The sequence below is a fragment of the Pedobacter sp. Hv1 genome, from assembly GCF_001412215.1.
Classification (GTDB): domain Bacteria; phylum Bacteroidota; class Bacteroidia; order Sphingobacteriales; family Sphingobacteriaceae; genus Pedobacter.
The window spans coordinates 326,360-343,017 of record NZ_LLWP01000005.1 but is presented as its reverse complement, the minus strand read 5'-3'; the positions used below and the strand labels follow the sequence as shown (position 1 = coordinate 343,017).

9 protein-coding genes are annotated in these 16,658 nt (G+C 37.0%); 7 read left to right on the top strand and 2 right to left on the bottom strand.

Features of this window, described 5'->3' with window-relative positions; all coding sequences use genetic code 11:
* Positions 1 to 37: 37 nt before the first annotated feature.
* A complete protein-coding gene (locus AQF98_RS13060) occupies positions 38 to 2,413 on the bottom strand; it encodes a hypothetical protein (RefSeq protein ID WP_055132394.1) in 2,376 nt (791 codons plus the stop codon).
* A 192-nt stretch (positions 2,414 to 2,605) separates the two neighbouring features.
* A complete protein-coding gene (locus AQF98_RS13055) occupies positions 2,606 to 5,539 on the bottom strand; it encodes a pitrilysin family protein (RefSeq protein ID WP_055132393.1) in 2,934 nt (977 codons plus the stop codon).
* Between the two features lie 170 nt (positions 5,540 to 5,709).
* Here AQF98_RS13055 and surE point away from each other — a divergent pair, with 170 nt between their 5' ends.
* The 7 genes from surE (at position 5,710) to AQF98_RS13020 (ending at position 16,646) form a co-directional block, all read left to right on the top strand.
* Positions 5,710 to 6,540: a 5'/3'-nucleotidase SurE gene (gene surE, locus AQF98_RS13050; protein ID WP_055132392.1), complete on the top strand. Its 831-nt coding sequence runs from the start codon at positions 5,710 to 5,712 to the stop codon at positions 6,538 to 6,540.
* Between the two features lies 1 nt (position 6,541).
* Positions 6,542 to 6,814 carry a hypothetical protein gene (locus AQF98_RS13045; RefSeq protein ID WP_055132391.1) on the top strand — a complete coding sequence of 91 codons (273 nt, stop codon included), beginning with the start codon at positions 6,542 to 6,544 and terminating at the stop codon, positions 6,812 to 6,814.
* A 107-nt stretch (positions 6,815 to 6,921) separates the two neighbouring features.
* Positions 6,922 to 8,037: a lipid-A-disaccharide synthase gene (lpxB, locus tag AQF98_RS13040; RefSeq protein WP_055132390.1), complete on the top strand. Its 1,116-nt coding sequence runs from the start codon at positions 6,922 to 6,924 to the stop codon at positions 8,035 to 8,037.
* Positions 8,038 to 8,039: 2 nt separating this feature from the next.
* Positions 8,040 to 9,044 (top strand): LacI family DNA-binding transcriptional regulator, encoded by a 1,005-nt coding sequence (locus AQF98_RS13035; RefSeq protein ID WP_055132389.1) that lies wholly within the window; start codon positions 8,040 to 8,042, stop codon positions 9,042 to 9,044.
* 396 nt (positions 9,045 to 9,440) lie between these two features.
* Positions 9,441 to 12,524, top strand: coding sequence for a SusC/RagA family TonB-linked outer membrane protein (locus AQF98_RS13030; RefSeq protein WP_152969708.1), 3,084 nt, complete (start codon positions 9,441 to 9,443; stop codon positions 12,522 to 12,524).
* A gap of 13 nt (positions 12,525 to 12,537) precedes the next feature.
* Entirely contained in the window at positions 12,538 to 14,172 is a 1,635-nt protein-coding gene (locus tag AQF98_RS13025; protein ID WP_055132559.1) for a SusD/RagB family nutrient-binding outer membrane lipoprotein, read from the top strand.
* A gap of 176 nt (positions 14,173 to 14,348) precedes the next feature.
* The gene (locus AQF98_RS13020; RefSeq protein ID WP_055132558.1) at positions 14,349 to 16,646 is read left to right on the top strand and encodes a GH92 family glycosyl hydrolase; all 2,298 of its coding nucleotides are present in this window, start codon (positions 14,349 to 14,351) and stop codon (positions 16,644 to 16,646) included.
* Positions 16,647 to 16,658 lie beyond the last annotated feature (12 nt).

Below are 16,658 nucleotides of genomic sequence, written 5' to 3'. Positions count from 1 at the left end.
ATGTTCGACACTTTACCTGTTTTTTGCCAAATCGATGTCAATTGGCTTTTACCTCAAAAAATTGTTCAGCATAAACTACACCTTTATTGGTTGTGCCTTGCACTACAATCCTGAACTTTCCCTTAATGTCGCTAGTATAAAAGCTCAGTTCGGTTTCTTTGCCAGCTTTTAATGGGGTAAGGTAATTCCAATAAATAGTAGAAAAAAAAGCCGGCTCTTGGGGTTCCTTATATTCATCATGATAAAACTCTTTATGTAAATAGATTCCAGTAATAGGATAAAGAAATTGTTTTTCTTCTGGCGAAGCGATTGTACACTCGCGGTAAGTTACTACCGATTTATTAGAAGTTGTATATTTTGTTCCAGGAATGGGTTGTGTATTGGCAAAGTCATTAACATGGTTACGGCAATTTAAAATATTGTACACACAAACATAATCTCCACAAGCATTTGACCCGGGTAATTTTTTTTCTTGAGGGTTCAAATTATTAAAACTTTTATCTTTTTTAGAGGTGATGGTGATTTGTTGCAAACGAATTGCCTTCTCATTGCCATTGATGACCAATCCTGAATTGTTGAGCAAATTAGTAGGAGAGATAACAATTTCATTGGATAGCCTTTTTGCTACTTGTTTATTTAGGTTGATATAGGGGTCATTAATTTTGATATCATAAGGGTACTTGTCCTTGTCATTTACAAATATGAACATCTTATTTTCTGAAGAGGTAAGGAGTTGATCATTTTGAAAATAGAAAATACCCTTTTCTTCGGTATTGATCATGGCCATTTGATCGCCGCCAATAGTACCGAGCACCTTAGCTTTGCCCAGCTCTTTTTTATACCTGGTTACCTGCCCACTAATTTTAAGGTTCTCTAAGTGTTGAACGGTATCTTTGGCCAAGGTTTGTTGTAGCTCCTGCCAGGTGTATTTTCTCCATCCTTTTACCAGTAGCACTTGTTCCATATATTCTCTGTCTGTAAATCCATTTCCATTTACATGGAGGGGCAAAGTACCTAGCTCTTGATTGAGATAGGTGTAACTTTCTATATCGGTCATCTTTTTAAGCTCAAGCCTATTGTCTTGTACGCAGGCAACGGAAACGATAGCTTGTTCTTCTACGTTTTTTAGGTTAAGTTTCAGGGTTACCTTTTCTCTTTGTTTGTAACTTGGTTGATCTGTGGTAAGTTTAATCCTTTCAGTCCGATCATAATGGGCAAAGAACATCCTTTCTGCCAGCGGTCGATTTAAGCTGTCAGAAATGGTTACTACCGCAAGCCCTTTGGGTACTTCCGTTAGGGGTATTTTAATTACCCTTTTGCTGTATCCCATATCAAATGGGATATATAAAAAACTCTCCCTAAAATTATGCACTCGAATAATGAACTTACGTGTAGCATTACTGCCTAGGGTAAGTTTCAGCGTATCCTGTACCACTGCATTTGCCATATCCATTACCAATCCTTCGGCAATGGCACTCGGCAAAGTATACACACTGTCGGCCAGACCAGAATGCACAAGTTTAACAGTATAAGTATGATTGCTTTCTGGTACCATTTGAAATTTGCCAATGCCATAACTGCTGGTCTCAAGGGTATCAACCACCTTGTTATCTTTAAATAACAGGGCTTTTAAAGGTATTGGTCGGTTTTGCTGGTCTTTTACCTCCCAACCTATTTTTGCAGGTAGGCCAGCAACCATATTGCCCCCCTCTGGATAGAATTTGACACTCGCCTTAGCCTTTGGTTGTGGTAATGGCATGTTGATAAAAGTACTGTCTTTTTCGTACTGTAATTTCACATAAATATTAGGGTCGCTTAATTGGTTCTGTTGTGGCAGGCTAATCAGTAATTGACCAGAGGCATCTGTTTTGGTATTTTTATAAAGCGCCCCATACCTGTAGCTAATGCTAGTAGGTTTTGGTAAAAACAAGCCATCTTTTGTGGTTACAGAGATCAGTACCTGATGTGGGTCATTCCCTTTGGTTGTGGTATCTGTCAATTTGATATTGGCCTTAAATGGAGGATCAATATTGGTTTTTAGGGTAATAGGCTGAACAAACATGGCGGCAGGTTTGCCCCCAATAGTCATATTGGTAAAGGCTGTCAGATAATAATCTCCTGTTAGTACGAAATCTGGGATTTGCAGGCTACCCATAGCTATGCCCTTATCCATTAGGTATCTTTTTTGCAGTACAACGGTACTGTCTATGGCCCTGATCAAAGCTACCGACATGATCTGATGCGCATCAGCTTCTTTTAAATTCGATTTGAGCAGATAGCCCGTAAACCATATCATTTCATTATTTGAATATACATTCTTGTCGAAATGTACAAACAGATTATTATGAGGTTTAGAAAGGTTGTACCAGCTCATTTTCTCAGCTAAGGGATCTTGAGCAAAGGCTTGCTGCATTTTACAAACTAATAAGAGGCAAAAAAGAAATAAGCGCATCTGTTAAAGATAACTGATTGATTTTTAAATTCAAATGTCAACATAAACTTGCCCAGTAATGTTATTGATATAAAAACCACATTCACAAAAAAAGCGAATCCGTTTCCGAATTCGCTTTTTTGATGATTTTTTTAACTAAATCGTCGCTCTAGTTTAGTAGCCAAATAATTGCTCTAAACTTAAAGTAGTTACTGCGCCAAATTTTTGCATATCTTCTAATTTCACTTTTTTATCAGAAGCTACAATTAAATAGGTATAAGGTTTGTTGGCAATTTTTTGTTCGTGGAAAGATTTGATGCTACCAAAATTGATCGGTTTCAATTCTTTGTACAGATCAATTCTTGAATCGTGGTCGAAGCCTAATTTTTTATCTGCAAAATAAGCATAAAGTACACCATCTTTTGTAATACGGGTAGTTTCTAAACCATTCAATACATTGGCTTTCGCTCCGTCAAAAGATTTGTTGCTTTGTGGCAATACATTTAACAATTCATTCATTCCGGTTACCGCATCAGTCATTTTATCAGCTTGGCTACCTACATAAGCCACCATGCTGTATTGTTTGTCTGCTCTATCTGGAGATTGGTAAGTTGCAAAAGTAGAATAAGCTAACGCTTTAGATTCTCTAATGGTTTGGAAAACGATAGAACCCATACCTCCACCAAAATAGCTATTGAAAACCTGAATTTCTGCTGCATCTGCTTTATTGTAAACACCTGTATTCCTTAACCAACGAATTTCTGATTGTACCATGTCGTAATTTGCAAAGTATACCTTGTTTGCATCTTGTGTAGTGTAGGTATAAACTTTTGCAGGTGCTGCCGGCGTAAATTCTTTTGGTAATAAATGTTGTTTTTTAAGATCGGCACTAAAGCTAGCTTGATCTTTTGGACCATAATAAGTAACCACATGTTCGTAGTTATTTAAGTTGTGCAAAATATAAATCAAATCTTCAGCTTTAATGTTTTTCACCTCCTCATTGGTCAATACATTATTGAAAGGATTTAAGTTGCCATATTGTGCATAAGAAGTAAGGGCATTCATAATCTGGCCTTTGTTCAACTTATTGTTTTCACGAGATTTTAAAATGTTGCTTTTTAACTCGGTTAAAGCTTTTTCGTTCGGTTTAACATTGGCAAAAATATGCTCTACTAAACTTACTGCCTTATCAAAATTCTCTTGTAGGCCACTAATATTAATAGTTACAATTTCTGCGCCTACACTTAGGCTATAGCTACAGGCAATGTTATAAAACGCTTTACTAATCTCTTCTGCACTATATTTATCAGTACTTAAATAAGGTAAATAAGAAGAAGCGTATGGCAATAATTTGTAATTGTTAGCACCAAGGTTAAATCTATAGCTCATTCTAAAAATACTGTTGTCGTTATTTTTAGTAGTTAATACCTCAGCAATACCAACTTTACCAAATGCAATGTCTTTTTGATAGTCTAAAAACTTAGGTGCAATTGGTTTTACTGGTGCGTCAATCACACTTTTTACAAATGGAGAGGTTAAGTTTGCATTTGCATTGATTGGTGTAATGGTTGGTTTTTCTACCTTAATTACATTTTTGTCTTCGCCTTTATGTTTAAAACCAATTACATAATTGTTTTTGAAGAACTCTTTAGCAAATGCCACTACCTGTGCTTTGGTAATTTTAGCAGTAGCTTCAATTTCGCCAAGGTTTTTGTCCCATTTGGTACCTCTGTTTAAAACAAACTCAGTTGATAGATTTTCTGCTCTGTTACCATTGCTGTCAAAAGCCTGTAAGAAACCTAATTTTTGGTTGGCCACAATTGCTTTTAACAAATCATCATCAAAACTACCTTGTTTTAACAGCTCAATTTGCTCTAATAATAATTTTGATGCTTGCTCTAAAGTTTGTCCCTGTTTAGGTTGTGCAGTTAGGTTAAATACACCATAATCTTTCATTTGTTGGTAGCTGGCGCTAGCTCTCAATGTTTTTTGTTGCTTGTTTAAGTTAATGTCTATTAAACCAGCTTTACCATTGGTTAAAATGCTGCGGATCAAGCCCAACATTAAACTTTGTTGAGAGTTTTCTGCGTAACCACGGTAGTAGATGTCTACCATTTCTGCACTTGGGCCATAAATATCAACTTGTTGAATTTTAGTTAATGGTTTTTCTGGAGCTGGGTTATAAAGTGTAACCGGTTTAGCTACCATATAACTGAAGGTTTTATCAATTTTTTTGATCATCTCATCTGGATTAAAATCACCAGTGAAAATCGCAGCCATGTTATTAGGTACGTAGTATTTGTTGTAGTATTTTCTGATCTCAATTAACGATGGGTTTTTCAAGTGCTCAATAGTACCAATGGTAGTCTGCTGACCATAGTTATGTGTTGGGAAAACTAATTCCATCATCGCCTCATCTAATTTATTGCGATCATCATCTAAGCCACGATTTTTTTCTTCATAAACCGCCTCAAGTTCTGTATGGAAAATACGGAAAATTGGTTTACGGAAACGCTCACCTTGGATGGCCAAAAATTTATCTACAGAATTTGAAGGGAAATCTTCATTGTATACTGTTTCCTCGTACCAAGTATGTGCATTAGATGAACTACCGCCAATACCAGCAATCATTTTATCGTATTCATTGGCAATAGAGAAATTAGAAGCCTCTCCAGAAGTTTTGTCAATCTCTTTGTAAATTTCTTTGCGCTGTGCCGGATCAGTAGTTTTATTGTACTTTTCGTAAAGTGCATCAATTTTATCTAAATAAGGTTTTTCTTTTGCCCAATTGGCGGTACCAAACTTATCGGTTCCCTTAAACAAAAGATGCTCTAAATAATGCGCTAAACCAGTAGCATTTTTAGGGTCGGTATTACTCCCTGCTCTAACACTCATTCGGAACTCGATATTTGGTTCCTTTGTATTTGGCGATAAAATAACAGTTAAGCCATTTTTTAAGGTGTAAAAACGGGTTTTAGAAGGGTCGTTGGTTACGTATTTGTAGGTGTAACCCCCAGCGGTTGCTGTTTTCCACTGATAAGCAGATTGAGCAAATAAATTTGAGCCTGAAATTAATAAACAGACAAACAATAGTAATTTGTTTTTCATTGGTTTATATGGTTTTAATGGAGATGAAGCTTATAGAAAGATAGGCGTTTCATCTGTAATAAGTTATGAGTCAAATATAAGTGGAAGATTCACACATTTCCTAAAAATTAGACGAAAATTATATTGCCCTGATTTCTGGTGCTACCATAATTTCTCGTATTTTTACCATTATGAACAAAGACACTAAGAAACCCACCATTTTAGTGGTTAATGATGATGGAATAACTGCACCAGGTATCAAAAGTTTAATTGAAGTGATGCAAGAAATCGGTCATGTTGTAGTGGTTGCACCCGATGGACCTCAGTCTGGAATGGGGCACGCCATTACCATAGGCAAACCACTTCGTTTTGATAAGGTAGATTTATATCCGGGTGTAGAGATGTATAAGTGCTCTGGTACACCTGTAGACTGTGTTAAACTAGCCGTAAATAAAGTTTTTAAAGGTAAAAAACCAGATTTATGTGTGTCTGGAATTAACCACGGACTAAACAATTCAATCAACGTAATTTATTCTGGAACAATGTCTGCAGCTGTAGAAGGTGCAATTGAAAAAATTCCTTCTATCGGATTTTCTTTAGATGATTTTGCGCAAGATGCAGATTTTAGCCATTGCAAAAAGTTTGTAAAAACAATAGCCCTACAAGTACTTTCTCACGGATTGCCAGAAGCTACTTTGTTAAATGTAAACTTCCCTAAAGGAGCAGACCTAAAAGGAATTAAAATCTGCAGACAGGCCAATGCCAAATGGGCCGAAGACTTTGATGAAAGAACAGATCCATACAAAAGACCTTATTACTGGTTAACCGGAGTTTTCGAGAACTATGATAAAGGTGAAGATACCGACGTTTGGGCTTTAGACCATGGTTATGTCTCTGTGGTACCCGTACAATTTGATTTAACTGCGCACCATGTTATTCCGATTTTAAATACTTGGGAATTTATGGAATCGAGTAGTTCAACACCTCAAACTGCTGCACCAGATGGTGTCAACTTAGGTTAACATGAAGCAAAAAATTGCAGCAATAAAAAATACGGTTTGGAATGGCGTGGGCATTGGTTTCATCGTACCTATTGTTCCTGGTATAGGCATGTGGTTTTTAATGCAAAATGTAAAGGCCCTGCACCATGCAGATCTGTTGTTGATAGGCTGTATTGCCATTAACGCTTTTTTAATGAACTACTTTTTTAAATTAAATAAAGAAAATATCGGGAGAGGCATATTGAGCATCACCTTTTTGTGGGCTTTTGCTTTTTTCTTTTATAAAGTTCTATAAATTATGGAAAATGTAAGCTGTAAAATGGCATATGGTTGTGAACAACATCATTCAATTGACCAATTTATGCCTCTTCCATTTTACCTTTTCCATTTTACCTCTATGATATGAAATATTACCTCGTTGCCGGAGAAGCTTCTGGAGATTTGCATGGGGCTAATTTAATGAAAGCCTTGAAACTGGAAGATGCACAGGCAGACTTCAGGTATTTTGGTGGCGATAAAATGCAGGCAGAAGGTGGCGAGTTGGTAAAACACTATGCAGATATGGCCTTTATGGGTTTTACTGAGGTTTTGCTCAATTTGCGAACCATCTTAAAAAACATGAAATCATGCAAAGCAGATCTCTTGGCCTATCAACCAGATGTTTTGATCTTGATAGACTTTCCGGGCTTTAATCTTAAAATTGCCGAGTTTGCAAAAGCACAAGGCATAAAAGTATGTTATTACATTTCGCCAAAGGTTTGGGCATGGAACCAAAAGCGGGTATTGAAGATTAAAAAAGTGGTCGATCAACTATTCTGTATCTTACCATTTGAAGTAGATTTTTATAAGGAGTGGGGGATGGATGTCCACTATGTGGGCAATCCTTTATTAGATGAAATTGCACAGTTTAGCCCAGATGCGGCATTTAGAGAAAAGCACGATTTAAGCGAACAAAAAATAATTGCCTTATTACCCGGTAGTAGAAAACAAGAGATTGAACGTTTATTGCCAGACATGCTGAGCATTACGGCACAATTTCCAGCCTACCAATTTGTAATTGCGGCAGCACCTACATTTACGGCAGCCTATTATCAACAATACATCGGAGATAAAAATGTAAAATTGGTTTTTGCACAAACCTATAACCTGTTGCATCAGGCACATGCAGCCTTGGTGGCCTCTGGAACGGCCACATTAGAAACAGCACTTTTTAAAGTGCCACAAGTGGTGCTGTATCGTGGTGGTGCTATTTCTGTTGGTATTGCTCGAATGGTGATTAAAATCAAATTCATATCGTTGGTTAACCTAATTATGAATAAAAAGGTAGTTACAGAGTTGATTCAAGAAGATTGCAACAGCAAAGAAATTGCCCGTGTGTTGAGCACGATTTTAGATGGGAAAGAGCGTCAAACCATGTTAGATGATTACAATGAACTGGGCACCAAGATGGGAACTGCAGGCGCATCAGAACGAACAGCAAAATTGGTTGTTAATTTCCTAACTTTAGCGAATACATAAATATGAAAGCCCTCTCTATTAAAGATATTGCCTTAAAGGCCAATTTGTCTATTACTACAGTTTCCTTTATCATTAATGGTAAAGCCAAAGAAAAGGCCATTAGCGATGCTGTGATCAAAAAAGTACAGCAGATTATTAAAGAGAGTGGTTACAAGCCCAATCAGATTGCAAGAAGTTTAAGAACAGGTAATTCCAATATTATCGGTTTAATTATAGAAGACATTTCCAACTCCTTCTTTTCTAAAATAGCCAGGCTAATTGAAGATAAGGCTTATAAAAAAGGGTACAAGATCATTTATTCAAGCACCGAAAACAGTGTAGAGAAGGCCAAGGAACTGATTAATATGTTCAAATCTAGAAAAGTAGATGCCTATATCATTTCGCCAATTAAAGGGATACAAGAAGATATTCAGCTGTTGCTAAATGACCATAAACCAGTCATCCTTTTCGATAGAAATTTACCAGAGCTGAATACCAATTATGTAGGCGCAAACCACTTAGAAGCTTCTTATCAAGCTACAGAGAGTTTTATCCATACAGGTAAAAAGAATATTGCGTTGGTAACTATTAACATTGATGTAGAGCAGATTGAAGAACGTTTTGAAGGATATAAAAGAGCACTCTTAGCGCATAACCTGGGCTTTAAAGAAGAATTGGTATTGCGCATTCCTTTTCATCAACCAGAAGAAGAGACTATTAAAGAAATCAAGCAGCTTTTTAAAAATAAAGAAGTGGATGCCGTTTTATTTGCAACCAACTATTTAGCCATTAGTGGCCTCAAAGCACTTAAACAGCTCAATAAAATGGTAGATGAAAATTTTGCCATTATTGGTTACGATGATCATGAAGCCTTTGAACTGCACACACCAAGCATTTCTACCATACAACAGCCACTAGAAGAAATTGCAGAAACAATTATCCAATTGATCCTAACAAGATTATCGGCCAAAACAAAACTTCCAGACGAACAGATTATTATTCCAGCAAAACTGATTCTGAGAAAATAATAACTGGCAAAAAATAGCGATTACAGGCGATTTATCTGAATGTAACATAAAAGTTACATTTTGAGTTGTGTTTTTTTCAAGACTAATAATTAATATTGATTTACTAAAACGTTTTACTTAAACTCCTTAACACGGTCAATTGAGTGCTGTTTTTAACAGTCAACAGGTTAAAATGTGAGTTATTTGTTTGGTCATAAAAAAAACACTCGTGTTTTGGGCAATTAGTAAAACGTTTTAGTATTTAAAATAGCGCTCATAATCAGGTGTTTATTTAAAGTGTAACTAACCAAATATAATATATGACTTGAAAAAAGACAGGGATTTTAATATCCAATTCTAGTGTATGCACACTACCACAAACTAACCAAAGAAAAAACCTATTGTAATTTAAATTTTATGAAAAAACGGCTACTATTATTAGTCATAGCACTAATTAGCTTTATGAATGTAATGGCCCAAACTAGGGTCTTAACCGGAACTGTTGTCGATCAGGAAGATAAAACTCCTCTAGTTGGCGCAACAGTTAAAGTACAGGGTACCGCAAATGGAACCTCGGTAGATGCAAAAGGAAATTTCTCCTTAAATGTAACTGGTGCAGTTACCTTAGAGGTAAATTATCTGGGCTATCAACCAAAAACAATCCAAGTTAATGCAGATACCAAAAACATTAACATTACACTGTTATCAGAATCGGGTAATTTAAATGAAGTGGTGGTAACTGCCTTGGGTATTACCAGACAAGCAAAAACATTAACCTATTCAACACAAACCATTAAAAGTGATGAATTAAATGCGGTAAAAACACCTAACGTTATCAATAGCCTTAATGGTAAGGTAGCTGGTGTACAGATTAACCGTACCTCTGGTGGTGTGGGTGGTGCCGCACGTATCACTATCCGTGGTGATAAATCAACACGTAACTCTCAGCCTTTGTATGTAATTGATGGTATGCCAATTACCAACCCAACAGAAGGTGCAAAAGTAGATATCTACAGCTCAATGCCTGATAATGGTGACATTTTGAGTACAGTAAACTCAGAAGATATTGAGAGTATCAACTTTTTAAAAGGTGCAGCCGCTACTGCTTTATATGGTAGTGCGGGTAGTAATGGTGTAATTTTAATCACCACTAAAAAAGGAAAACAAGGAGTAGGCAAAATTGATTTCTCTAGCAGTGTTACCTTCGACAATGTTTTTGGAACACCAGATCTACAAAACAGCTACCTACAAACTTCGGCACCTACAGCAACTGATGCCGGAAGCAAGGAAAGTTGGGGTGCAAAAGGTACTTCAAAAAACCATGTTGATGATTTCTTTAATCAAGGTTCTACTTGGATCAACAGTTTAAATTTCTCATCAGGTAACGAAAGATCTACCAATTTCTTTTCTTACTCTAATACAACCAACAAAGGAATCATCCCTACCAGCAAATTTGATCAGAACAACTTGAACTATAGAAATTCGAGTAAATTTTTAGATGACAGGTTAACCTTAGACGCGAGTGTAATGGCTTCTATCCAAAAAGTTGAAAATAGGGTTAATCCTGGTATGTACTTTAGTCCATTACTTGGTCTATACTTATTTCCAAGAGGATTGGATTTTGACAATTACAAAAACAATTACGAGTATTTTTCGCCATCGCGTTACTTAAATGCGCAAAACTGGTGGAATATCAATATGGATAAGGGTTTCACAGGTGGTGATGATCAACAAAATCCGTATTGGGTATTAAATAGAAACAAAGTTAAAACCAATAACAAGAACATCTATACCTCAGCTTCGTTAAACTATAAATTAACAGACTGGTTAAACGTTCAGGCTCGTGGTAACTATAACTACTACAATTCTGAAGCACAAAGAGATGTTTATGCCACTACCCAAGCTACCATTAGTGGGGTAAATGGTAAAGTTTATCACAATGGCTTTGAATCGAAAACCTATTATGGCGATTTGATCTTTATGGGTAAAAACAGTTTGAACGATGATTTTAAATTAGAATATACTGCAGGTACATCGGTTACAGATATCAAGAAAATCAATACCACTATTGAAAATGCCAACTTATCTTATCCGAACTTGTTTACCCTTTCTAACTTGATTTTTAATGGTACAAACGATAATGGCCGTCATTATAGAATCGAAAATCACCATATCCAAACACAGTCTATTTTTGCAAGTGCACAATTGGGTTACAAAGACAAATTGTTCTTAGACCTAACCGATAGACAAGAATGGTCTTCAACCTTGGCATTTACACCAAAACAATCTTATAACTATTACTCAATTGGTGCTAATGCAGTGGTTTCAGAATTATTTAAAATGCCAGAAGCAATTAGCTTTGGTAAGATCAGAGGATCTTATGCAACAGTAGGTAACGGTATTGAAGATAACAGAACTAACCCTCAGCCAAATATCGATGCAGGTTCTTATGTAAGTCCAGATGGATCTCCAGTTCAAGATCCGAGATATTATTTGAGACCAGAAATGAACAACACGATAGAGTTGGGTACAGAGTGGAGATTTTTCAAAAGCCGCTTAACCTTAGATTTTACATGGTATAAATCTAACATCAAAGGTCAATTCTTAAAAGATGTAACCTTGCCTCCGGGTGTGGCTGCAGGTACAAAAGGAGATATTTCTGGCGGTAACATCCAGAACTCTGGTATCGAAGCTATTATAGGTTACAAATTGTTAAACGAAGGAGCTTTTAAATGGAGCACAACATTGAACATAAGTACCAATAAAAATAAAATTGTTGAATTGTTCCCAGCAGCGCTTGGTGTAGATCCTAACAGTTTACTTACCCTTGTTGGAGGTGGTAATAACTACTTAAAACAAGGAGGTTCATTTGGCGATATTTATGGAACAACTTTCCAATGCGATGCACAAGGACGTATTTTAGTTGATGCACAGGGCGTACCAAGTCGTAATGAAGCTAAATCTTATTTAGGTAATCCTAACCCTAGAGCAATTGTAGGTTGGAGCAATAATTTCACTTATAAAAATCTAACCTTAAGCGTATTGGTTGATGGTAAATTTGGTGGTAAAGTATTGAGTTTATCTGAACCATTTTACGATTCATTTGGGGTAAGTCAGCGTAGTGCCGATGCTAGAGATGCAGGTGGTGTAACCATACCAAACGCAGCAACTGCCGATGGCAAAGCTTGGACAGGCAAAACTAAAGCTCAAGATTATTACAATAAAATAGGTGGAAGAAACGAAATTGACGAAGCCTACATGTACAGTGCTACTGCAATTCGTTTAAGAGAATTATCATTATCATACCGTGTTCCGGTAAAAGTTAAGGGAATAAGCAACCTTACTTTAAGTGCCATTGGAACCAATCTATTCTTTATTAAAAAGGATGCACCATTTGATCCTGAACAGGTTTCTGGTGTATATGCAGGTGGTGTTGGCGTTGATGTATTTGGATTGCCAACTTATAGAAGCTTTGGCTTTAGTTTAAAATGTGGTTTTTAAAGATTGAATGATCATGAAAAATAAGATAAAAATTTTGAGCCTTACAATGGCGGCAATGGCAGTGTTTGCCAGTTGCAAAAAGAACTTTGAACAATTTAATACAGGTTTATCAGGGCTTACCGATGCGCAGTTAAATGCCGATTATACAAAAGTAATTGGTCCGATGAGAGAGGTGCAGCGCAACTTGATTAACCAGACCAACTGGATCTATCAGTTGCAACAGAACTTAAATGCTGATGTTTACAGTGGTTATTTTATGAGCCCAACCACTTATGGTGGCGATAACAATACCAATTACTTTATGAAAGATGGTTGGAATGATCGAATCATGATCAACCAACTGGATGATGTGATGCAGAAAGCGAAGAGTTTTGAAGATGGTACCAAAGTGTATCCTTCAACAACTTTTAACTATAGCTCAGCGATGCTGAATATCTTAACGGTGATAGAAGCCCAGAAAGTTTCAGATCAGCACGGACCAGTGATCTATAGTAAATTTGGTAAACCAAATGCCGATCTATCTGTAGATTATGATAGCCAACAAGCAGCCTATAATAACTTTTTTACCAGTTTAGATAATGCCATTGCAAAATTGAAAATGGCGGCTAATTCTGGTGATGTTACTGCCATGAAAGCTGGAGATATGGTATACAGTGGCGATGTAAGCAAATGGATCAAATTGGCCAACACCTTGAAGTTAAGAATGGCTATCCGCATTAGATATGCAGATGCTGCTACCGCTAAAACCCAAGGAGAAAAAGCATTGAACCCAGCAAATGGTGGTTTAATTGAAAAGAACGATGAAAATGCTTTCATTAATTATGGTGCTGGTCACCCGATCAATGATATCATCAATTCTTGGGGCGATTGTAGATCTGGAGCTCCACTAGGTGCAATTTTAGGTGGTTACAATGACCCTCGTTTACCTAAGTACATGACACCAGCAGCAGATGCGGCTGTGAGTGGTCAGTACATTGGTATTCGTAATGGCATTACCTTGGTAGATAACGACAGGTATAGAAGTTATTCAAAACCAGCAGCACTTTCGGCCAATGGCGATTATTTCAGTGGATCTAACGGAAAAGCAAGATTGGCTTGTGCTGCAGAAACCTGGTTCTTAAAAGCTGAGGCAGCATTATTGGGCTGGACCAACGCTGGAGATATCCAAACCAATTACGAAAGTGGCGTTAAAGTTTCTTTTGATGAGTGGGGTGTAAGTGGTGCTGCTACAGCATATTTAGCAGATAACACCAGTACAGCTAAACCATACATAGACCCTAAAGCGGTAGTGGCTGGTCAGAATGATGTTTTAACAGGTAGCCCATACTTAAGCAATATTACCATTAAATGGGATGTAGCAGCTACTGATGAGAAAAAGTTAGAACGTATCATTACTCAAAAATGGATTGCCATTTATCCTGATGGACAAGAAGCTTGGTCTGAATTTAGAAGAACAGGTTATCCTAAACTTTTCCCTGTAATTAACAATGCGAGTGGAGGTACCATTTCTACAACTGCATTTATCCGCAGGTTACCATTCTGTACCAAATTTATCAATAGTAACCCAGGTGGTTACCAAAGAGCGGTAGCCACACTTGGCGGCCCTGATAATGGAGGAACTAAACTTTGGTGGGATAAAAAACCATAACACTTATAGCTATCGACTGGATCAAACTTACTTGATCCAGTCGATTCTAATAACTTAGGCTATAAAAAATGTAGCCTACCTCTCTGGCATTTGTTGCCTATATTTAGAAACTGTTGTCATTGCCATGGTCACACCAGATGTGATACATGAACCTAATATTGCTCAAATTAAAATTTATGCTATTCAAATCAATCACAATAAGACCATTGTACCAGAATGTAAAAATGACGGTTGCCATTGTCTTACTTACAGCCCTTGCCCAATTTTCAAACGCTCAGCAAAGTGCCAACAATAGTTTAACCAAATATGTAGATCCGATAATAGGTTCGGCCAAACACGGACATGTTTTTGTAGGGGCAAATGTTCCTTATGGTGCAGTTCAACTTGGTCCGAACAATATTTTTGAAGGATGGGATTGGTGCAGTGGCTACAATTACGGAAGCAATACCATTACCGGTTTTGCACATACACACCTCAGTGGAACAGGAATAGGAGATCTTGGAGATCTTTCTATTATGCCTACTACTGGAAAACTGATTTTAGACAAAGGCCAGAAAGATAATTTGGCCAACGGTTATGTTTCTACCTTCACTCATGAAAAGGAAGTGGCCAAAGCTGGCTATTACAGTGTTTGGTTAGATAAATATGAGATCAAAGCAGAATTGACTGCAACAGAAAGGGTAGGTTTTCATCAATATACCTTTAAAAAAGGTGCAGAAAATCCACATTTGATGCTGGATTTGGTGGAAGGGATTGGTTGGGATGCAGCAGTGCTATCACAACTTAAATTAGTTGATCCGCAAACCATTGTAGGTTATAGAAATTCAAAAGGATGGTCTACAGATCAAAGGTTGTTCTTTGTGATCAAATTATCTCAACCTGTAAAGAACATCGAAATGTACGATGGGCCATTGCTAAAAAATGGGACCAATGTTACAGGAAAACAATTAAAAGCTGTTGTTAATTTTCAGGCCATTCAGAAAGATGTTCTGCAAATTAAAGTAGCCATATCTCCTGTAAGTATTGAAAATGCCATACTTAACCTTCAAACAGAATTACCCGGTTGGGACTTTAAAGGCACCGTTAAAAAAGCAGATCTAAAGTGGGAAAAAGAATTGCAAAAAGTAAAGATAGATGCCTCTATCAACTCAAAGAAGATTTTTTATACCGCATTGTACCACACCATGGTGGCGCCTTCATTATTTAATGATGTAAATGGCGATTATTTGGGTACCGATAAAAAGGTTTACAAAAAAGCTGCTTTTAATAACCTTACTACGTTTTCACTTTGGGATACCTACCGTGCAGCTCAGCCGCTGTATACTATTCTTCATCAAGATAAAGTAAGCGATGTAGTCAACTCTATGTTGGCCATCTATAAACAACAAGGTAAATTACCAGTTTGGCATTTAATGGGAAGCGAAACCAACACCATGATCGGTTACCACGCTGTTCCAGTTATTGTAGATGCCTACTTAAAAGGATACAGAGGTTTTGATGTGAAATTGGCTTATGAGGCCATCAAACAATCGGCCATGCAAAAAACAGATGGTATCGAGTATATCCAACAATTGAAATTTATCCCTGCCGAAAAAGTGAACGAATCTGTGGCTAAAGCTTTAGAGTATGCCATTGATGATTATTGCATTGCCAGAATGGCCAAAGCCTTAGGTAAAACAGCCGACTATGCATATTTTACCAAAAGAGCCAAGCTTTACGAACTTTATTTCGACCCTCAAACGCAGTTTATGCGTGGAAAACTAGCTGATGGCACTTGGCGTACACCTTTTAGTCCTTTTGCTTCTAAACACCGCGAAGATGATTATACTGAAGGTAATGCATGGCAATACATTTGGCTGGTTCCGCAAGATGTAGAAGGATTGGTTAAACTATTTGGTAGCGAAAAATCATTTGTAACCAAATTGGATTCGTTATTTACAGTTCCATTTCAATTCGGCAAAGAAAGCTCTCCAGATATTTCTGGGCTAATTGGTAACTATGCACAGGGCAATGAACCGGGGCACCATATTCCATATTTGTATCCTTATGTGGGTCAGCCATGGAAAACTGCAGATCTGGTTAGAAAAATTGACAAAGAATTTTTTACTTCAAAACCAGATGGTTTATGTGGCAATGAAGATGTAGGCCAGATGTCTGCATGGTATATCTTTTCGGCCTTAGGTTTTTATCCGGTTAACCCTGCAAACGGCGCCTATGTTTTTGGATCACCTTTATTAAATGCAGCAACAATTTCATTGCCGGGTAATAAAAAGTTTACCATTAAAGTCATCAACAATAGTGACGAGAATAAATATATCCAAAAAATTGTGCTCAACGGCAAGCCTTACACTAAATCTTATCTCTTGCACAAGAGCATTGTAAATGGTGGCAACCTACAAATTTACATGGGCAATAAGCCTTCAGCTACATTTGGTGTGGCCGTAAAAGACAGACCAATTTCTAATATGAATTAATGACCTATCAAT